The organism is Micromonospora vinacea, assembly GCF_015751785.1.
Lineage (GTDB): Bacteria > Actinomycetota > Actinomycetes > Mycobacteriales > Micromonosporaceae > Micromonospora > Micromonospora vinacea.
Map to the genome: position 1 here is coordinate 1657312 of NZ_JADOTY010000001.1, position 18275 is coordinate 1675586.

The following is an 18275-nucleotide window of genomic DNA, read 5'->3' on the forward strand; positions in this document are numbered from 1 at the left end:
GATCGCCGCAGCGGGGGTGGGGCGCGGGGTGGCGCGGGGCGGTTAGGGGGTGCGGAGTTCTTTGGCGAGGAGTTCGGCGATCTGGGCGGTGTTGAGGGCCGCGCCCTTGCGGAGGTTGTCGCCGGTCACGAAGAAGTCCAGAGCCCGAGGGTCGTCCAGGGCGCGGCGGATCCGACCGACCCAGGACGGGTCGGTGCCGACGGCGTCGATCGGCATCGGGAACTCCCCGGCCGCCGGGTCGTCGACCAGGATCACCCCGGGGGCGTTGCGCAGCGCCTCGCGGGCGCCTTCGGCGTCGACCTCGGTGGCGAAGACCGCGTGCACCGCGACCGAGTGGGCGGTGACCACCGGCACCCGGACGCAGGTGGCGGAGACCTTGAGGTCGGGGAGGCCGAGGATCTTGCGCGACTCGTTGCGGATCTTCATCTCTTCCGATGACCAGCCGCTGTCCGCCGGGGAGCCGGCCCAGGGCACCACGTTGAGCGCCATGGGTGCCGGGAACGGGCCCAGGTCGTCGCCGACCGCCTGGCGTACGTCGCCGGTGCGCGAGCCGAGCGCCCGATCGCCGGCGACCTTGGTGAGCTGGTCGTGCAGGATGTCGACGCCGGACTGACCGGCTCCGGAGACCGCCTGGTAGGAGGCGAGCACAAGCTCTCGCAGGCCGTACTCACGGTGCAGCGGCGCGACCGCGACGATCATCGCGAGGGTGGTGCAGTTGGCGTTGGCGATGATGCCCCGGGGCCGGTTGCGGACCTGCTCGGGGTTGATCTCCGGAACGACCAGCGGGACGTCGCGGTCCATCCGGAACGCGCCGGAGTTGTCGACAGCGATCGCGCCCCGGGAGACGGCGATGGGTGCCCACTCGGCGGAGACCTCGTCGGGCACGTCGAACATGGCCACCTGGACCCCGTCGAACGCCTCGGGGGTCAGCGCCTGGACGACGAGTTCCTCGCCCCGGCAGCGCACCCGGCGCCCGACGGAACGCTCGGAGGCGAGCAGCCGGATCTCACCCCAGACGTTGCGCCGCCCGGTGAGCAGCTCACACATCACGGTGCCGACGGCACCTGTCGCTCCGACCACTGCGAGGGTGGGCAGCGCCGTCATCGGCGCTACCTACCCGTCCCCGCGTAGACGACGGCTTCGCTGTCGCCGCCCAGCTCGAACGCGTCGTGGATGGCGCGGACGGCGGCGTCGAGGTCGGTGTCCCGGCAGACCACGGAGACCCGGATCTCGGAGGTGGAGATCATCTCGATGTTGACCCCGGCCGCGCCGAGCGCGGCGAAGAAGCCGGCCGCCACCCCGGGGTGCGAGCGCATGCCCGCGCCGATCAGTGAGACCTTGCCGACGTGGTCGTCGTAGAGCAGGCCCTTGAACTTGACCGGCTCCTGGATCTTGCTGAGCGCGGCCATCGCGGTGGGGCCGTCGGCCTTGGGCAGGGTGAACGAGATGTCCGTCCGGCCGGTGCCCTCGGTGGAGACGTTCTGCACGATCATGTCGATGTTGATCTCGGCGCCGGCGACGGTGTCGAAGATCCGCGCGGCGGCACCCGGCTCGTCGGGCACCCCGACGATCGTGATCTTGGCCTCGCTGCGGTCGTGCGCGACCCCGGTGATCAGTGCCTGCTCCACGGAAAGGTCCTCCATCGATCCGGTGACCATCGTGCCGGTGTTGGTCGAGTATGACGAACGGACGTGGATCGGCAACCCCGCCCGCCGGGCGTACTCCACGCTACGCAGGTGCAGCACCTTCGCGCCGCAGGCGGCCAGCTCCAACATCTCCTCGTAGGTGATGTGCTGGATGTGCCGGGCGTTGGGCACGATCCGCGGGTCGGCGGTGAAGATGCCGTCCACGTCGGTGTAGATCTCGCAGACGTCGGCGTGCAGGGCGGCGGCGAGCGCCACGGCGGTGGTGTCCGAACCACCGCGGCCCAGCGTGGTGACGTCCTTGGTGTCCTGCGAGACGCCCTGGAAGCCGGCCACGATGACCACCGACCCCTCGTCGAGCGCGCCCTTGAGCCGCCCGGGGGTGACGTCGATGATCCGGGCGCGGCCGTGCACCGAGGTGGTGATCACGCCGGCCTGCGAACCGGTGAACGAGCGGGCTTCGTACCCCAGGTTGTGGATGGCCATGGCCAGCAGGGCCATGGAGATCCGCTCCCCGGCGGTGAGCAGCATGTCCAGTTCGCGGCCCGGCGGCAGCGGGCTGACCTGGTTGGCCAGGTCGAGCAGCTCGTCGGTGGTGTCGCCCATCGCGGAGACCACCACCACCACGTCGTCGCCGGCCTTGCGGGCGGCGACGATGCGCTCGGCCACCCGCTTGATCCGCTCGGCGTTGGCGACGGAGGACCCGCCGTACTTCTGCACCACGAGTGCCACGACGGTGCACTCCCTCCCAGCGACCCTGAGCGTGCCGACGCCGCCGGAACCGGGGCCGGCGGCGCGTGTCAGACCCCATGAGGGTATCCGGCAGGTAACGACGCCGGGTCAGGTGATCCCACCATCCGGCCCGCCCGGGACCGGCCGGGCCGCTCCCACCAGGTCGGATGGGTACGCGGAAACGCCCGGTCCGACACGCCGGGACGAGCCGGGTACGCGTCGGCACCCACCGACCGCCCGCACCCACCAGAATGGGCCGGTGCCCGTCCTCACCCGCTCGGCCGGCCGCGTGCTCGGGCCGCTCGTCCTCGCCCTGCCGGCACTCCTGGTCGCCTGCACCAGTGAGCAGCCACCGGCTCCGCCGCCCGCCGATCCGGGGCCGGTCGAGGTGGACGCCGCCCGGGATGAGCTGGCCGCGCTGGCCGCAGCAGCTCAGGACCGTCACCTGGTGGCCCAGTACGTCTACAGCCAGGCGGGTCAACCGGATCGCACCATCGTGTTCACCAGCGCGAACGACGGCAGCTGGCGGGTCGACGTGCCGGGAGGCGCGTTGGGTGGCACCGCCGACGTCTCGATGGCCGGCACGGCCGACGGGCTGTTCCAGTGCGCCCTGCCGTCGGCCGGTCACAGCGAGTCGGCGAGCTGCGTACGCCTGGGTGATCGCGACGACGTGGTGCCACGCCGGTCGGACCCTCGGGTCCAGCACCTGCTCACCGACTGGCTGGACGTGCTCACCGACCGACGCGCCCCCTTGGCGGTCGCCCCGGCCAACGCGCCCGAGGGCCTCACCGGCACCTGCTACTCGGTGGACTCCACCTCGGCGTCGCTCAACGCCCCGCTGGATGTGGGCATCTACTGCTACGACGGGGACGGCACGCCGACCGGCGTCCGAACCGCGGCCGGGACGCTGAGACTGGCCGCCCCGCCCGCCCCGGCGCCGGCCACCGTGCAGTTGGCCGGCCCGGTGGTGGTCGACCGGGAACCGCTCGACACCGCGGCGCCACCGACCCCGGACCCGTCGGAGAGCCCGGGCGCGGGAACGTCCTGATCTTCGTCCCGTTACGGGTGCTCTTGCCCACATTCGACCACCCCCTCCTGAGGGGCGAATCACCCATACAGGACGATCCGACGTATGGCCGATCTCACCCCGCTGCTCGCCTACCGCTGGAGTCCGCGAGCCTTCGACCCGAGCGCCGAGCTGGCTCCGGAGGAATCCGCCTCGCTCCTTGAGGCCGCCCGCTGGGCTCCGTCGGCGGAGAACGGGCAGCCCTGGCGGTTCGCCCTCGGCCACCGCGACGACGAGACCTGGAAACGGATCCTGATCAGCCTCCCGGTCGACGACCAGAACTGGATCCGGCACGCAGCGACCCTGGTGGTCGGTGCCCACACCGGCCTCGACACCGAGCGGGCCGCGTACGACCTGGGCCAGGCGATCGCCCACCTGACAGTGCAGGCCACCGCGCTCGGGCTGCACGTGCACCAGCTCACCCGGTTCGACCGGGCCGGCCTCTCCACCGAGCTCGACCTACCCGGCGGCGTCCGCCCGTTGGTGGTCGCCGCCGTCGGCCGGCTCGGGGACCCGTTCGCTCTCCCGACCGAGCTGCGGGCCCGGGAGACCGGCCTGCGTCGCCGCCGTCCGGTCGCCGACCTGCTGCTGCGCTGAGCGGGCTCACCCGCCCCGGCTGGCGCGGAGGAGGACCGCCGCGGCGTCGGTGTTGCGGTACAGGACGTGCCGACCCTCGCGGGACCGGGACACCAGGCCGGCGCCGTGCAGCGCGGCCAGGTGCTGGGAGACGTTTCCGGCGGACATCCCGGTGAGTCGGGCCAGGTCGGTGGTGGTCAGCGCCGTCTCGAGCAGGTGCAGCAGCGCGGTCCGGCCCGGCCCGATCACCCGTGCCAGTGGGTCCCCGGGTGGCGGCGCGGTCGCCTCCCAGAGCGTCCCGACGGCACGGACCGGGTACGCGCCGACCGGCAGCGAATCCTCCAGCAGGTTCCACAGCACGTGCTGCTCGGTGAACACCGTCGGGTTCAGCGCCAGCCCACGGCCGCGGAGGTCGAAGTCCCGCTCGAACGTGTCGTCGCTGATCACCCGGTCGCCGTGCCAGTGCAGGCTCGGGTGGAGCTGCTCGAAGAACCGACCGGCGCCGTTCTCGGCGAGCTGCGCGGCCCGGTACGCCACGTCGGCGTCGAGCAGCGCCCGCATCCGCGGCCAGTCCGGGGCGATCGCCTCGTCGTACCAGACCCGCACCGCCTCGACGACCTGCGGCAGCAGCCCGCCGGGGTCGGCGAGCAGCGCCCGTCCGAACGGGCTCAGCGGTTTTTGCCAGGTGGTCGACAGCAGGTCCTGGACCACCACGGCCGGCGGCGTCGCGGCGATCTGGTCGAGCTGCTCGGCCATCTCCACGTTCGGTCGGGCCGCCGGGGTGAGGAAGTCGGGCAGCCAGCGACCCGGCACGACCAACCCCACCAGAGGTCGGACCCGGTCGGCCACCTCGGGACGCCGCAACGTCACCCGGGCCCGGTCGACCCAGGGCAGGTGTACCGCGTAGCGGATCGGGTTGGCCAGCGCCCACATGCTCATGACCGTCTCGTTGGCCGGTGACACGGCGAGCCGTACGCCCGCCACGTCGGCCAGGCTGAACCGCAACTCGGACACACGCCCCCCAGGAGCAGGATTCGGTCCAGCCTAAAAGACTCGACCAAGGTCACGGGGACCGGATTCACTCCCCGACCATGGGGACCAGAGAAACCATCCGCACCGCCGTCCGAGACGTCATACCGCCGGCCGGGCTGACCCGCGCCCTGGCCGTGCAGGCCATGGTCTACGCCGTCGGCAGCGGGCTGTTCCACGCCGGCAGCGCCGTCTTCTTCACCCGGGCGCTCGGGCTCAGCGCCGCCCAGGTGGGGTTGGGGCTGTCCATCGCGGCGGGGGTGTCGCTGCTGGGCACGGTGCCGCTGGGTGGGCTCACCGACCGGTACGGACCGCAGCGGGTCTGGGTGGTCGGGCTGGTGCTGAACGCGGCGCTCTTCGCGACCTACCCCTTCGTGGGCGGCTTCGCGGGGTTCCTCGCCGTGGTGGTGGCGCTGGCCGCCGTGGACGCCGCTGTCGGCGTGGCCCGACAGGTCTACTCGATCAACGCGCTCCCGCCGGCCGAACGGGTCACCGCGATGGCGTACCAGCGCTCGTCGCTGAACGTCGGCTTCGGGCTCGGCGCGGTGATCAGCGGCCTGGTGCTGGCGGTGGACACGATCACGGCGTACCGGGGAATGGTCTGGTTCATCTCGACGGTCTTCCTCGTGACGGCCCTCTTCGTGCGGCGCCTGCCCCGGCTGCCGCAGGTGGCCCGACCGGCGGAGCCGATGAGTCGGCTCGCCGTGCTGCGGGACCGGCCGTTCATGGCGGTGTCAGTGCTGTCCGGGCTGCTCACCGCGCACGGGGTGCTCTACCTGACGGTCATGCCGCTCTGGATCCTCACCCACACCGACGCCCCGAAGACGATGATCGCCGGGCTGGTGCTGCTCAACACGATCCTGATCGTGCTGCTCCAGGTGCGTGTCAGCCGGGGCGCGGACACCGCGGCGGGCGCGGCCCGGGCCTCTCGCCGGGGCGGGCTGCTGATCGCCCTGTTCTGTCTGGTTCTGCCGATCTCCGGGGTCACCCGGGGCCTGCTGACCGTCGCGGTGCTGGTGGCTGCCGCCATGTTGCTGATCCTGGCCGAGCTGATCGAGTCGGCGGGCAGTTGGGGGCTCACCGCCACCCTGCCGCCGGCCGACCAGCGCGGTGCCTACGTGGGGGCGCTCGGACTCGGCGTGCAGGTCCAGTACCTGATCGCGCCGGCAGGGCTGACCGCGCTCGGGGTGACCACCGGCGGGTGGGGTTGGTTACCGACGGCAGCGATCTTCGTGCTGGTAGCGGCGGCGATCGTGCCCGCGGTGGCCTGGGCGCAACGGACGCCGAGGCTGGGTGCCGAGGCCGCAGAGCCGGCCATGACTCCGGTCCCATAGTCCGGACCTGTCTTTCCACCCCCCGTTCCATCACGTAGGGTGACCTGGTCATGTGGCAGGCGCTTCTCCTCCTTAGCCGCCGCGACGAGGCCTGACCGGCCGGCACCTCGTCGCGGAGTCGCATCGCGCCGTCCAGCACATCCGAACTTCCTCTCGGCACCGCCGCGCACCGTCGCCCGGCATCTCGCCGACACCTTCCGATCTGCTGACGCCACATGTTCCAGGGAGCACTCTGAGATGGCTCAACCTGTCACCGACGCTGAGACCGATCCGATCGCCCGGCAACGCCCGAGCCGGATGCCGTACCACCGTTACCAGCCGTACCAGGAGCAGTTCCGCGTCGAACTGCCGGACCGCACCTGGCCCACCCGCGCCGTCGAGGCCGCCCCCCGCTGGTGCGCCGTGGATCTCCGCGACGGCAACCAGGCCCTGATCGACCCGATGTCGCCCGAGCGCAAGCGCCGGATGTTCCAGCTGCTGGTCCAGATGGGCTACAAGGAGATCGAGGTCGGCTTCCCGTCGGCCAGCCAGACCGACTTCGACTTCGTCCGGCAGCTCATCGAAGACGACATGATCCCGGACGACGTCACCATCCAGGTGCTCACGCAGTGCCGGGAGCACCTGATCGACCGGACGTTCGAGTCGCTGCGCGGGGCGAAACGGGCCATCGTGCACTTCTACAACTCGACCTCCACCCTCCAGCGGCGGGTGGTCTTCGGCCTGGACCGGGACGGCATCGCCGACATCGCCACCACCGGCGCTCGTCTCTGCCAGAAGTACGCGGAGATCCACACCCCGGACACGGAGATCTTCTACGAGTACTCGCCGGAGTCCTACACGGGCACCGAGCTGGAGTACGCGCTGGAGGTCTGCTCCCGGGTGATCGACGTGATCGACCCGACCCCGGACCGGCCGCTGATCATCAACCTGCCGGCCACCGTCGAGATGGCCACCCCCAACGTGTACGCCGACTCGATCGAGTGGATGCACAGGCACCTGCCGCGCCGGGACAGCGTGGTGCTGAGCCTGCACCCGCACAACGACCGGGGCACCGGTGTGGCCGCCGCCGAGCTGGGCCTGCTCGCCGGCGCGGATCGCATCGAGGGCTGCCTGTTCGGCAACGGTGAGCGCACCGGCAACGTCGACCTGGTGACCCTGGGGCTGAACATCTTCTCCCAGGGCATCGATCCGATGATCGACTTCTCGAACATCGACGAGATCCGGCGAGCCGTCGAGTACTGCAACCAGCTGCCGGTGCACGAGCGGCACCCGTACGCGGGCGACCTGGTCTACACCGCCTTCTCCGGCTCGCACCAGGACGCGATCAAGAAGGGCTTCGACGCCCTCGCCGCCGACGCGAAGGCGGCCGGCGTACCGATGGACGAGCACACCTGGGCGGTGCCGTACCTGCCGATCGACCCGAAGGACCTGGGCCGCACCTACGAGGCCGTCATCCGGGTCAACTCGCAGTCCGGCAAGGGCGGCGTCGCGTACATCATGAAGAGCGAGCACCAGCTGGACCTGCCGCGCCGGCTCCAGATCGAGTTCTCCGGAGTGGTGCAGCAGGTCACCGACCACGACGGCGGCGAGGTCGACCCGGCCGCCATGTGGGAGATCTTCGCGACGCACTACCTGCTCGACCACCAGCCCGACCCGGCGGTCCGGCTGGCCGGCTACACGATCGGCACGGCGGACGGCAAGGTCGAGATCGAGGCCCAGGTCGGTGTGGGCGGCGAGCAGCGGTCCCTCGCCGCGGTCGGCAACGGCCCGATCGACGCGTACGTCAACGCGCTCCAGTCGGTAGGGGTGGGTGTGCGGGTGCTCGACTACCACGAGCACGCGCTCTCCTCCGGTGGTGACGCGCAGGCCGCCGCGTACGTGGAGTGTGAGGTGGACGGGAAGACGGTCTGGGGTGTCGGCACCGACGCCAACATCGTCACCGCGTCGATCAAGGCGGTCACCAGCGCCGTCAACCGCGCCCGCCGCTGACCTTCGCGCGACACCCCCGAGGTGGATCTATCCCTACTTCGGGGGTGTCGCGGCGGGCAGCGAGTGGCAGGGCTGGGACGGTGGGGCTTCCCGGGGCGGCCGGTGGACCAGCACGAGCGCCAGCACCGCGCCGGCCACGAGCAGCCCGGCGCACCACTCCATCGCGGCCCGGAACGCGTCGGTCAGCTCGGCCTTCTGCTCGTACCCGCCGCCGGAGAGCCCGACCAGCAGCGGCAGCGCCGCCACCGCGAGCAGGCCGCCGGCTCGGGACGCGGCGTTGTTGAACCCGCTGGCCACCCCGGAGAACCGGTCCTGCACGGCGGCCAGCACCGACGCCGTCAGCGGCGCCACCACCAGGGTCAGCCCGATGCCGAAGAGCAGCACCCCGGGCAGCACGTCCCGCCAGTACGACGCGCCCGGTCCGACGCCGCGCAGCAGCAGCAGACCGACAGCGGCGACCACCGGTCCGATGGCGAGCGGCAGCCGGGGGCCGATCCGCGCCGACAGCGCACCGGCCCGCGCGGACCCGACCAACAGCAGCACTGTCATCGGCAGCAACGCGATGCCGGTGCGGAAGGCCGACCACTCGACGACGTTCTGCAGGTAGACGGCGAAAAAGAAGGTGAAGCCGCCGAGCGCCGCGTAGACGACCACTGTGAAGAGGTTCAGCACCGAGAAGAGTCGGCTGCTGAACAGCCCGGTGGGCAGCATCGCGGCGTCGCCGCGCCGCCGCTCCAGCAGGACGAAGGCCACTGCGGAGAGCACCCCGACCGCTGCCGCGATCAGCACCTCGGCGGAGTCGAACCCGCGGGCCGGCGCGTCGATCAGGGCGTAGGTGACGCCGGCGAGCGCGAGCGCTCCGAGCAGGGCTCCGGCGACGTCGAACCGCCGTCGGGCCCGACCCCGCCCCTGGGTCCGGGAGGCGCTCTCGTCCCGGCTCTCCGGCACCCAGCGCAGGGCGGCCAGCAGCACCAGCACGGCGATCGGCAGGTTGAGGAAGAAGATCCAGCGCCAGGAGAGCGTGTCGATCAGCCAGCCCCCGATGAACGGGCCCAGCGCTGTGGACACCCCGGACAGCCCGGCCCAGGCGCCGATGGCCCGGCCCCGGTCGTCGGGGTGGAAGCTCGCCTGGAGGACCGACAGCGACCCGGGCGTGAGCAGCGCGCCACCGGCGCCCTGGAGGAACCGGGCCCCGATCAGCCAACCGGTGCCCTGGGCCAGCCCACACAGAACGGAGGCGGCGGTGAACCAGAGCACGCCGATGAGGAAGATGCGTCGCCGGCCGAAGCGGTCGCCGAGCGCGCCGCCGAGCAGCACGAACGCCGCGAGCATCAGCAGGTAGCCGTTGATGGTCCACTGGAGATCGGCCACGTTCGCGCCGAGGTCCTGGCCGAGTTTCGGCAGCGCCACGTTGACGACGGTGCTGTCGAGGAAGACCATGCCAGAGGCGAGTACGGCGGCGAGCAGCGTGCCCCGGCCGGCGGTGGTGCCCATTCGGAGGGCGGTCGCCGGTACGGGTGCGGTCATCCCACCAATCTGCCTTGCATCATGTGGGAGACGCCACGAAACGCCGAAACCGTGCCCGGGTACTGTGCGCAATCGCCGGGAGCCCCCAAGCTGGAGAGGTGTCGTCTGTGCGTACCAGATCAGGACCGCGAGCGGCGGTGGCCGCGCTTACCGCGGCGCTGGCGCTCGGCGTGGCCGGTTGCGTCCCGCAGGATGAGCCGACCACACCGCCGCCGAGCGACGGTGGCAACGCCGCGGAGCAGCTGAGTCAGCTCACCGTCGCTACCGCCGGCTCGATGAAGGGTTACAGCCGGGAGCGTTTCCCGCACTGGCGGGACACCGGCAAGAACTGCGATGTCCGGGACAGCATCCTCCAACGCGACGGCAAGGAGGTGAAGCTCTCCGGCTGCAACGTGGTCGGTGGGCGCTGGGAGAGCGTGTACGACGGTCGCAGCTTCTCGGATCCCTCCGACGTGGACATCGACCACATGGTGCCGTTGGCCAACGCGTGGCGCTCGGGTGCCGACGAGTGGGACAACGCGAAGCGCGGCGATTTCGCCAACGACACCACTCGTCCGCAGCTTTTCGCGGTTTCCGCCTCGTCGAACCGGGCAAAGGGTGACCAGGACCCGTCCCAGTGGAAGCCGGCAAACCGATCTTACTGGTGCAAATACGCCCAGGACTGGGTGACGGTCAAGCACTACTGGCGGCTGACGGTGACCAGCGCCGAGAAGACCGCCCTGACCGACATGTTGGAGGGCTGTTCAGTGGGGAGCGATTCGTGAGCGCCGCCGGGGAGAGCGGCCCGTCCGCCGCCGGCATGACAGCGGACGGCACCGCCGAGACCCCCGCAGCCGTGCCGGGTGCCGGCATGGTCGCTGACTCGGGAGGCGCGGCCGGCCCGCAGAGCCGCACCACAGACATCGTGCCCGGCCCCGGTGGCGTGATGACCGACGAGGTCGGCGTCGTCACCGGTGACCTGACGCTGCGCACCGAGTACGCGGACGGCACTGTCACAGTGCGGGTGCAGTACAAGGACGCGGACGAGTGGTACACGGTGACCGGCACGTCGGTCACGCTGGCCGACCCGGCCGGGCTGGACGCGGTGCACGGCGTCGCAGTGGGGCTGCTGAACCGCCCCGAGGGCTGACGAGCGCCGGCACCGCGTCCAGTCTCAGACGTACGAGCCGGGCTCGGTGGGCGCGGAGACCACGCCCGGCGCGTCCCCCTCGCCCTCGGGTCGGACGACCTGCGCGCTGACCCCGTGCGGGCGCAGTTCGCCGCTGGCGATCTGCTCGGCGAAGTGGCAGGCCACCCGGCTGGCGCCGATGTCCCGCAGCACCGGTCGCTCGTCGGCGCAGCGGGTGGGCTGCGCCCACGGGCAGCGGGTGTGGAAGCGGCAGCCCGACGGCGGGTTGGCCGGCGACGGCAGGTCACCGGCGAGCAGGATGCGCTCCCGGCGGTCCTCGACGTCCGGGTCCGGCACCGGCACCGCGGACATCAGCGCCCGGGTGTACGGGTGCAGCGGCTCGGTGTAGAGCCTGTCGCTCGGCGCCTCCTCGACCAGCGCCCCCAGGTACATGACACCGACCGTGTCGGAGATGTGCCGGACCACCGCGAGGTCGTGCGCGATCACCAGGTAGGTCAACCCCAGACTGTCCTGGAGTTCATCCAGCAGGTTGACCACCTGGGCCTGGATCGACACGTCGAGTGCCGAGACCGGCTCGTCGGCGACGATCAGCTCCGGCCCGAGCACCAGCGCGCGGGCGATGCCGATGCGCTGCCGCTGACCGCCGGAGAACTCGTGCGGGTAGCGGGACAGCGCCCAGCGCGGCAGCCCGACCGCGTCCAGGGTCTCGCCGATGATCCGTCGACGGTCGGTGCGGTCGGTGCCGATCCCGTGGGTCTGCAGGCCCTCGGTCAGGATCGACTCGACGTTCTGCCGGGGGTCGAGGCTGGACATCGGATCCTGGAAGATCATCTGCATCCGCCGACGCATGCTGCGCAGCTTGCCCGGCGGCAGTGTGGTCAGCTCGACGCCGTCGAAGCTGACCTCACCGGCGGTCGGCGGGGTGAGCTGCAGCAGCGCCCGACCCAGCGTGGACTTGCCGCAACCGGACTCACCCACCAGGCCGTACGTCTTGCCCCGGGCGATGCTCAGGTCGACCCCGTCGACGGCCTTCACCTGGCCGACCACCCGGTCGAAGAGCACCCCCCGCTTGATCGGGAAGTGCACCTTCAGGTCGCGCACCTCCACGAGGATGTCGTCGTCACTCACGCCAGCACTCCGCTTCGCTCCGCGCTGGCGCGAGACGCCACGCTGCTGTGCCTGATGGTTCGCTCGCTACGCTCGCTCACGCTGATTCCTCCTCGCGCGGGGCGGGCACCATGCCCGGCAGCGGCTCCGGGTTGACGCACCGGTAGCTCCGTCCGTCGTGCGCGTGCACCAACTCGGGCGGCTCACCCACGCACTCGTCGATCCGGCGGGCGCAGCGCGGGGCGAAGGCGCATCCGTCCGGCCAGGGCAGCAGGTCGCGGACCGAACCGGGAATCGGGTTGAGCTTCTCGCCCCGCCCGGCGTCCAGGCGCGGCACCGAGCCGAGCAGACCCACCGTGTACGGGTGACGCGGCTGGCGGAACAGCGGACGACGGCGGGCCGTCTCCACCACCCGGCCGCCGTAGAGCACGTTGACGGTGTCGCACATGCCGGCCACCACGCCCAGATCGTGCGTGATCATCAGCAGCGCGGTGCCGGAGTCCCGGACCAGTTCCTTGAGCAGCTCCAGAATCTGGGCCTGGATGGTGACGTCCAGCGCTGTGGTCGGCTCGTCGGCGATCAGCAGCCGGGGCTGGCAGGCCACCGCCATCGCGATGAGCGCACGCTGGCGCATCCCACCGGAGAGCTGGTGCGGGTACTCCTTGAGCCGCCGCTTCGGGTCGGGGATGCCGACCCGGTCCAGCAGCGCCGCCGCCTCCTTCGCCGCGGTCTCGCCCTTCATCCCCCGGTGTCGGGTGAGGACCTCGGTCACCTGCAACCCGATCGGGATCACCGGGTTCAGCGAGGAGAGCGGGTCCTGGAAGATCATCGCGATGTCCCGACCCCGGATGTCCCGCCGCGACCGGTCGTCGAGCTGGAGCAGGTCGGTGCCGTCGAAGACGGCCTTGCCGCCGACCCGAAGGCCGGGCTGCTTGGGCAACAAGCCCATGATCGCGAGCGAGGTGACGCTCTTGCCGCAGCCGGACTCGCCGACCAGGCCGACAACCTCACCGGCGTCGACCGAGAAGGACACCCCGTCGACAGCGTGCACGGCCCGTTGACCGCGGCGGGCGAACGTGACGGAGAGATCTTCAACTTCGAGCAGTGCCATTACTGGCCCTCCGTTCGCGACTGCGGGGCTCGCAAGCTCACTCCTCGCGCTTCACACATGCCGGGCCTACTTCCGCAGCTTCGGGTCGAGGGCCTCGCGCATCGCCTCACCCAGCAGGGTGAAGCCGAGCGCGGTGATGATGATCGCGACCGCCGGGTAGATCGCCAGCGACGGCCGGATGCCGAGGTACTGCTGCGCGTCGGCGAGCATGACCCCCCACTCCGGTACGGCGGTGTCCGGGTTGCCGAGGCCGAGGAAGGAGAGCGCCGCGGCCTCGATGATCGCGGTGGCCAGGGTCAGGGTGGCCTGCACGATCACCGGGGCGAGCGAGTTCGGCACCACGTGGGTCAGCGCGATCTTCGACTTCTTGACGCCGAGCGAGGTCGCCGCCAACACGTAGTCGCTGTTGGCCTGGGAGATCATCGAGCCGCGCAGCAGCCGGGCGAAGACCGGCACCGAGACCACACCGACCGCGATCATCACGGTGGTCAGGCTGGCCCCGAGCAGGGCGGCGATGCTCACCGCCAGCAGCAGGCTCGGCATCGCCAGCAGCATGTCGATGAAGCGCATCAGGGTGGTGTCGATCCACCGCCCCCACCGGCCACCGAGACCAGCCGCCGCGCCGGAGACGCCACCGATAAGCGCCCCGATCGCCAGACCGATCAGGGTGGAGACCACGCCGACCAGCAGGGTCTGGCGGGCACCCACGATCATCCGGCTGAACTCGTCGCGGCCCTGGTGGTCGTAACCGAACCAGTGGTCACCGGTCGGGCCGGGAATGACACCCGGCTTGATCAGCCCTTCCCGGATGCCGATCGTGTCCGTCGCCGCGTACGGCACGAGGAACGGGCCGACCACCGCTACCAGCACGAAGAGCGCCAGGATGATCGCGCCGACGATCGCGGCCGGGTTGCCGCGCAGCCGGCGGAACGCTTCCTGCCAGAGGCTGACGCCCCGCTCGTCGTCGCGGGCGGCCAGTTCGGAGAGCCGGTCGATCTTTTCGCGCTTCTTGCCTGGGCTGAGTGTCATCGCACCCTCACCCTCGGGTCGATGAAGCTGTAGGAGAGATCGACCAGGAGGTTCACCAACACGTACACCACCGCGATGATCAGGATGAAGCCCATCAGCACCGGATAGTCGCGTTGGCCGATGGCCTCGGCGACGAACGCTCCGATGCCGCTGAAGGCGAAGACGGTCTCGGTCAGCACCGCGCCGGAGAGCAGGCCGCCCGCGAGCAGACCGATCGAGGTGGCGACCGGCAGCATGGCGTTGCGCAGGACGTGCCGGCGACGAACCGTCTGCTCGGTCAGGCCCTTCGCCTCGGCGGTCCGTACGAAGTCCTCGTTCAGCACCTCCAGCACGCTCGCCCGGGTGATCCGGACGATGATCGCCAGCGGGATGCTGGCCAGCGCGATGCTGGGTAGCACCAGATGCCAGAGGGCGTCGGCGGCGGCGTCCCACTCACGGGTCATCAACCCGTCCAGGACGAAGAAGTTGGTGACGCGGGTAGCTCCGAGCGTCGGGTCCTGCCGGCCGCTGGACGGGAACCAGTGCAGGTTCTCCGAGAAGATCGCTTTGAGCACGTAGCCCAGGAAGAAGACCGGGATGCAGATGCCGATCAGCGAGCCGCCCACGGAGGCGTGGTCCAGGAAGCGGCCGCGACGACGGGCGGCCAGATAGCCCAGCGGGATGCCGACGCCGATCGCGATGATCATCGCGGTGATGGTCAGCTCGACGGTCCCGGGGAAGCGCTCGATGAACTCCGTGGTGACCGCCCGCTTGGTGGAGGTCGACGTGCCCAGGTCGAGCTTGATCATCCGCCGTACGAAACGGCCGTACTGCACCAGGATGGGCTCGTCGAGCCCCATGTTGCGGCGGATGGCGGCCCGCATCTCGGGGGTGCCGCGCTCGCCGAGGATGGCGGTCTCGGGGCCGCCGGGGAGACGGCGGAGCCAGATGAAGAGCAGGAGGGAGAGCCCGAACAGCGTGGGTATCAGCTGAAGCAGGCGCCTGACGATGAACCGGAACACGGCGGCCTCGAAGGGGTGCGGAGGGTTGCGGGCGGGCGCTGTGCGACAGCGCCCGCCCGCGTTCCTTGCTGCGTCAGATCAGGACTTACTTGAACTCGGCGGTCGCGTACCGCTCATCGGTGAGCGGGCTCGCCTTGACGCCGGTCACGTCCTTGCCGAACACGATCGCCGGCGGCGAGTGCGAGATCGGCACACCGGGCAGGAAGTCCATCACGGACTTGTTCAGGGCCTTGTACTTCTCGGTCCGGGCCGCGATGTCGGCGGTGCCGTCCGCGTCCTTGAACTGGTCGAAGAGGGCCTTGTTGTTGAAGCCCCACTCGTCCTTCGGCCGGTCGAAGAAGGTACCGATGAAGTTGTAGGCGTCGCCGTAGTCACCGGTCCAGCCCAGGAAGTGGATGTCGTGCTTGCTACCCGAGGTGGTGGCGTTCAGGTAGTCCGGGCTCCACTTCAGCGGGATCGCCTCGACGGTGATGCCAACGGCCTTCAGGTCCGCCGAGAGCAACTCGAAGATGTCCTTCGGGTTCGGCATGTACGGCCGGGTGACCTCGGTCGGGTAGTGGAACTTCAGCGTCAGGTTCGACGCGCCGGCCTCGGCCAGCAGCGCCTTCGCCTTGGCCGGGTCGTAGGTGTACTTCGTGACGTCGCCGTTCCAGCCCTCGACGGTGTCCGGCATGAAGTTGTCGGCGACCTTGGCACCCGGCGGCAGCTTGGAGGTGACCAGCTGCTGACGGTTCAGGGCGTACGCGATGGCCTGCCGGACACGGATGTCGGCGAGCTTCGGGTTGCCCTTCTGGTTGATCGCCAGGTAGAGCACGTTGAACGCCGGGCGCGTGAGCATGTTGAAGCCCTCGCTCTTCAGCGGCTCGACGTCGGCCGGGCCAACCAGGTCGTAGCCCTGGATGTCACCGGAGCGGAGCGCCTGCTTGCGGGCGTTCTCGTCCGAGATCGTCTTGAAGATGAGGGTCTTCAGCTTGGCCTTGGCGCCCGAGTAGTCCTCGTTGCGCTCCAGGGTCAGCGTCTTGTTGGCGACGTCCCAGGTCTTGAACTTGAACGGGCCGGTGCCGGTCGGGTGCTCCGTCGCGTACGCCGGGTACTTGATGTCCTCGGCGGTGCCCGCGACGTTGCTCGCGTCGAACTCCTGCAGCGCCTTCGGGCTGTGGATGGAGAACGAGGGCAGCATCAGCGCGGCCGGGATCTTGCTGGAGACCCGGGTGAAGGACAGGTCCACAGTGGTGGCGTCCTTGGCCGCGCAGGACTTGAAGAGACTCGGCGGGAGGTCCGCGTTCTCGTTCTTGGCGAAGCCGCCCATGACGTCCTGCCAGTACGCGGTCACGTCCGGGCTCTGCATGAGGCCCTTGGCGTTGTACCAGCGGTTGAAGTTGACGCAGACGGCCTCGGCGTTGAAGTCGGTGCCGTCGTGGAACTTCACGCCCGAGCGGAGCTTGAAGGTCCACGTGGTGCCGGCGGCGTCCGGGGTCCAGGACTCGGCCAGGCCGGGGGTGACCTTCGTGCCACCCTCCTCCGGTCGGACCAGGGTCTCGAAGACCTGACGCGCCACGCGCAGCGACTCACCGTCGCTGGCGAAGCTCGGGTCGAGCACCTTCGGGTCTCCGGCGACGCCGAAGACGAGGGTGTCCTTCTTGCTACCGCCGGATTTGTCGTCGCGGTTGCTCTCGGCGCAGCCTGCTACCGCGAGGGCCGCGACCGCGATGGCCGCGATCGCGACCTTCGGCCTGGGTGCACGCATGTGTGCTTCACCTCGTCCTTGGGGGTACGGACAACGTGGTGACAGGGGTCACCGATGGCGGTGACCATAGCTCCCGAGGCGACCACCCGGAAACCGCTGAGTGGACGGTTGGTATCGGATCGTGCCTCAACCGCCGCTTGACATTCGATTCGTAGGTAAACAGCGGCAAAAACCGATCAATCAGCACCCGCGATGCCAAACTGTTACGTCGAACAGCCCCGATGAGGGCACAGGTGTCAGATCATTTCCGGGCAGGGACGCGGCGGTGGCCGGCACCCACGCGGGTGCCGGCCACCGGCCGTACGTCAGGGTGATCAGACCGCGCGGCGCCCCTCGAAGGCCCGACCGAGGGTGATCTCGTCGGCGTACTCCAGATCGCCGCCGACCGGCAGCCCACTGGCCAGCCGGGTCACCGAGATGCCCATCGGCTTCACCATCAACGCCAGGTAGGTGGCGGTCGCCTCGCCCTCGGTGTTCGGATCCGTGGCCAGGATCAGCTCCCGCACCCCGCCGCCGCCGAGCCGGATCATCAGCTCCCGGATGCGCAGATTGTCCGGGCCGATCCCCTCCAGCGGATTGATCGCGCCACCCAGCACGTGGTAGCGACCGCGGAACTCACCCGTCCGCTCGATGGCCACCACGTCCTTGGGCTCCTCCACCACGCACAGCACCTCGTCGGTGCGGCGCGGGTCGCGGCAGATCCGGCACTGCTCGGACTCGGCCACGTTGTAGCAGGTCGTGCAGAACCGCACCAGCTCCTTGACCTTGCGCAGCGCGCCGGCCAGCCGGTTGACGTCGGCCGGATCAGCCGAGAGGACGTGGAACGCGATCCGCTGAGCGCTCTTCGGGCCCACGCCCGGCAGCCGACCCAGCTCGTCGATCAGATCCTGGATGGCACCTTCGTACATCTGCCGGCTCAGAAACCGGGCAGGCCGAGGCCGCCCATGCCGCCGGCGACCGGGCCCATCTTGCGCTCGGTCAGCTCCCGGGCCGCCTCGGCGGCGTTGTGCACGGCCGCGACGACCAGATCCTCCAGCGTCTCCACGTCATCCGGGTCGACGGCCTTCGGGTCGATCTTGATGGCCTTGAGCTCACCGGAGCCGGAGACGGTCGCGGTGACCAGCCCACCACCGGCGGTGCCGGTCAGCTCGGCCTCGGCCAGCTCCGCCTGGGCGGCGGCGATCTGCTGCTGCATCTTCTGCGCCTGCTTCAGCATCTGCTGCATGTTCGGCTGTCCACCTGGGCGCACGGGATG

17 protein-coding genes are annotated in these 18275 nt (G+C 70.4%); 6 read left to right on the forward strand and 11 right to left on the reverse strand.

Features of this window, described 5'->3' with window-relative positions; genetic code table 11:
- Positions 1–42: 42 nt before the first annotated feature.
- Together IW249_RS08055 and IW249_RS08060 are read right to left on the reverse strand one after the other, a co-directional pair.
- A complete protein-coding gene (locus IW249_RS08055; RefSeq protein ID WP_196920171.1) occupies positions 43–1104 on the reverse strand; it encodes an aspartate-semialdehyde dehydrogenase in 1062 nt (353 codons plus the stop codon).
- A gap of 5 nt (positions 1105–1109) precedes the next feature.
- Positions 1110–2375 carry an aspartate kinase gene (locus IW249_RS08060; protein ID WP_196920172.1) on the reverse strand — a complete coding sequence of 422 codons (1266 nt, stop codon included), beginning with the start codon at positions 2373–2375 and terminating at the stop codon, positions 1110–1112.
- A 259-nt stretch (positions 2376–2634) separates the two neighbouring features.
- Here IW249_RS08060 and IW249_RS08065 point away from each other — a divergent pair, with 259 nt between their 5' ends.
- A complete protein-coding gene (locus tag IW249_RS08065; protein ID WP_196920173.1) occupies positions 2635–3423 on the forward strand; it encodes a hypothetical protein in 789 nt (262 codons plus the stop codon).
- An 84-nt stretch (positions 3424–3507) separates the two neighbouring features.
- Positions 3508–4038 carry a nitroreductase family protein gene (locus tag IW249_RS08070; RefSeq protein WP_196920174.1) on the forward strand — a complete coding sequence of 177 codons (531 nt, stop codon included), beginning with the start codon at positions 3508–3510 and terminating at the stop codon, positions 4036–4038.
- A 6-nt stretch (positions 4039–4044) separates the two neighbouring features.
- Here IW249_RS08070 and IW249_RS08075 read toward each other — a convergent pair whose 3' ends face one another.
- The gene (locus IW249_RS08075) at positions 4045–5031 is read right to left on the reverse strand and encodes an ArsR/SmtB family transcription factor (RefSeq protein ID WP_196920175.1); all 987 of its coding nucleotides are present in this window, start codon (positions 5029–5031) and stop codon (positions 4045–4047) included.
- Positions 5032–5108: 77 nt separating this feature from the next.
- Here IW249_RS08075 and IW249_RS08080 point away from each other — a divergent pair, with 77 nt between their 5' ends.
- Entirely contained in the window at positions 5109–6380 is a 1272-nt protein-coding gene (locus tag IW249_RS08080) for an MFS transporter (protein WP_196920176.1), read from the forward strand.
- A gap of 237 nt (positions 6381–6617) precedes the next feature.
- Positions 6618–8369: a 2-isopropylmalate synthase gene (leuA, locus tag IW249_RS08085; RefSeq protein ID WP_196920177.1), complete on the forward strand. Its 1752-nt coding sequence runs from the start codon at positions 6618–6620 to the stop codon at positions 8367–8369.
- A gap of 33 nt (positions 8370–8402) precedes the next feature.
- On the opposite strand, the gene IW249_RS08090 is transcribed toward leuA, so the two are convergent.
- Entirely contained in the window at positions 8403–9896 is a 1494-nt protein-coding gene (locus tag IW249_RS08090; protein ID WP_196920178.1) for an MFS transporter, read from the reverse strand.
- 107 nt (positions 9897–10003) lie between these two features.
- Between IW249_RS08090 and IW249_RS08095 the strand changes: the two genes are divergently transcribed.
- Together IW249_RS08095 and IW249_RS08100 are read left to right on the forward strand one after the other, a co-directional pair.
- Positions 10004–10660: an HNH endonuclease family protein gene (locus IW249_RS08095; protein ID WP_196920179.1), complete on the forward strand. Its 657-nt coding sequence runs from the start codon at positions 10004–10006 to the stop codon at positions 10658–10660.
- Positions 10636–11025, forward strand: coding sequence for a hypothetical protein (locus tag IW249_RS08100; RefSeq protein ID WP_196924686.1), 390 nt, complete (start codon positions 10636–10638; stop codon positions 11023–11025). The genes IW249_RS08095 and IW249_RS08100 overlap by 25 nt, the downstream gene beginning before the upstream one ends.
- A 24-nt stretch (positions 11026–11049) precedes the next feature.
- Here the strand turns inward: IW249_RS08100 and IW249_RS08105 are convergent, their stop codons facing one another.
- From IW249_RS08105 to IW249_RS08135, 7 genes are all read right to left on the reverse strand, one after another.
- Positions 11050–12153: an ABC transporter ATP-binding protein gene (locus IW249_RS08105; protein WP_196920180.1), complete on the reverse strand. Its 1104-nt coding sequence runs from the start codon at positions 12151–12153 to the stop codon at positions 11050–11052.
- A 76-nt stretch (positions 12154–12229) separates the two neighbouring features.
- Positions 12230–13243, reverse strand: coding sequence for an ABC transporter ATP-binding protein (locus IW249_RS08110; protein WP_196920181.1), 1014 nt, complete (start codon positions 13241–13243; stop codon positions 12230–12232).
- Positions 13244–13309: 66 nt separating this feature from the next.
- Positions 13310–14272, reverse strand: a complete 963-nt coding sequence (locus tag IW249_RS08115; protein ID WP_196920182.1) for an ABC transporter permease — start codon at positions 14270–14272, stop codon at positions 13310–13312.
- Complete coding sequence (locus tag IW249_RS08120; RefSeq protein WP_124776655.1) at positions 14269–15273, reverse strand: ABC transporter permease; 1005 nt, start codon at positions 15271–15273, stop codon at positions 14269–14271. The genes IW249_RS08115 and IW249_RS08120 overlap by 4 nt, the downstream gene beginning before the upstream one ends.
- Positions 15274–15358: 85 nt before the next feature.
- Complete coding sequence (locus tag IW249_RS08125; protein WP_196920183.1) at positions 15359–17020, reverse strand: ABC transporter substrate-binding protein; 1662 nt, start codon at positions 17018–17020, stop codon at positions 15359–15361.
- 314 nt (positions 17021–17334) lie between these two features.
- The gene (gene recR / locus IW249_RS08130) at positions 17335–17928 is read right to left on the reverse strand and encodes a recombination mediator RecR (RefSeq protein ID WP_030328135.1); all 594 of its coding nucleotides are present in this window, start codon (positions 17926–17928) and stop codon (positions 17335–17337) included.
- 8 nt (positions 17929–17936) lie between these two features.
- The gene (locus tag IW249_RS08135; RefSeq protein ID WP_007466279.1) at positions 17937–18245 is read right to left on the reverse strand and encodes a YbaB/EbfC family nucleoid-associated protein; all 309 of its coding nucleotides are present in this window, start codon (positions 18243–18245) and stop codon (positions 17937–17939) included.
- Between the last annotated feature and the right edge of the window lie 30 nt (positions 18246–18275).

What these genes read in the sequence shown, in the direction of transcription:
- leuA (WP_196920177.1), top strand. Translation starts at nt 6,618, where the DNA reads ATGGCTCAACCTGTCACCGACGCTGAGACCGATCCGATCGCCCGGCAA.
- recR (WP_030328135.1), bottom strand. Translation starts at nt 17,928, where the DNA reads ATGTACGAAGGTGCCATCCAGGATCTGATCGACGAGCTGGGTCGGCTG.
- IW249_RS08135 (WP_007466279.1), bottom strand. Translation starts at nt 18,245, where the DNA reads ATGCAGCAGATGCTGAAGCAGGCGCAGAAGATGCAGCAGCAGATCGCC.
- IW249_RS08090 (WP_196920178.1), bottom strand. Translation starts at nt 9,896, where the DNA reads ATGACCGCACCCGTACCGGCGACCGCCCTCCGAATGGGCACCACCGCC.
- IW249_RS08125 (WP_196920183.1), bottom strand. Translation starts at nt 17,020, where the DNA reads ATGCGTGCACCCAGGCCGAAGGTCGCGATCGCGGCCATCGCGGTCGCG.
- IW249_RS08110 (WP_196920181.1), bottom strand. Translation starts at nt 13,243, where the DNA reads ATGGCACTGCTCGAAGTTGAAGATCTCTCCGTCACGTTCGCCCGCCGC.
- IW249_RS08080 (WP_196920176.1), top strand. Translation starts at nt 5,109, where the DNA reads ATGGGGACCAGAGAAACCATCCGCACCGCCGTCCGAGACGTCATACCG.
- IW249_RS08070 (WP_196920174.1), top strand. Translation starts at nt 3,508, where the DNA reads ATGGCCGATCTCACCCCGCTGCTCGCCTACCGCTGGAGTCCGCGAGCC.
- IW249_RS08115 (WP_196920182.1), bottom strand. Translation starts at nt 14,272, where the DNA reads ATGACACTCAGCCCAGGCAAGAAGCGCGAAAAGATCGACCGGCTCTCC.
- IW249_RS08055 (WP_196920171.1), bottom strand. Translation starts at nt 1,104, where the DNA reads ATGACGGCGCTGCCCACCCTCGCAGTGGTCGGAGCGACAGGTGCCGTC.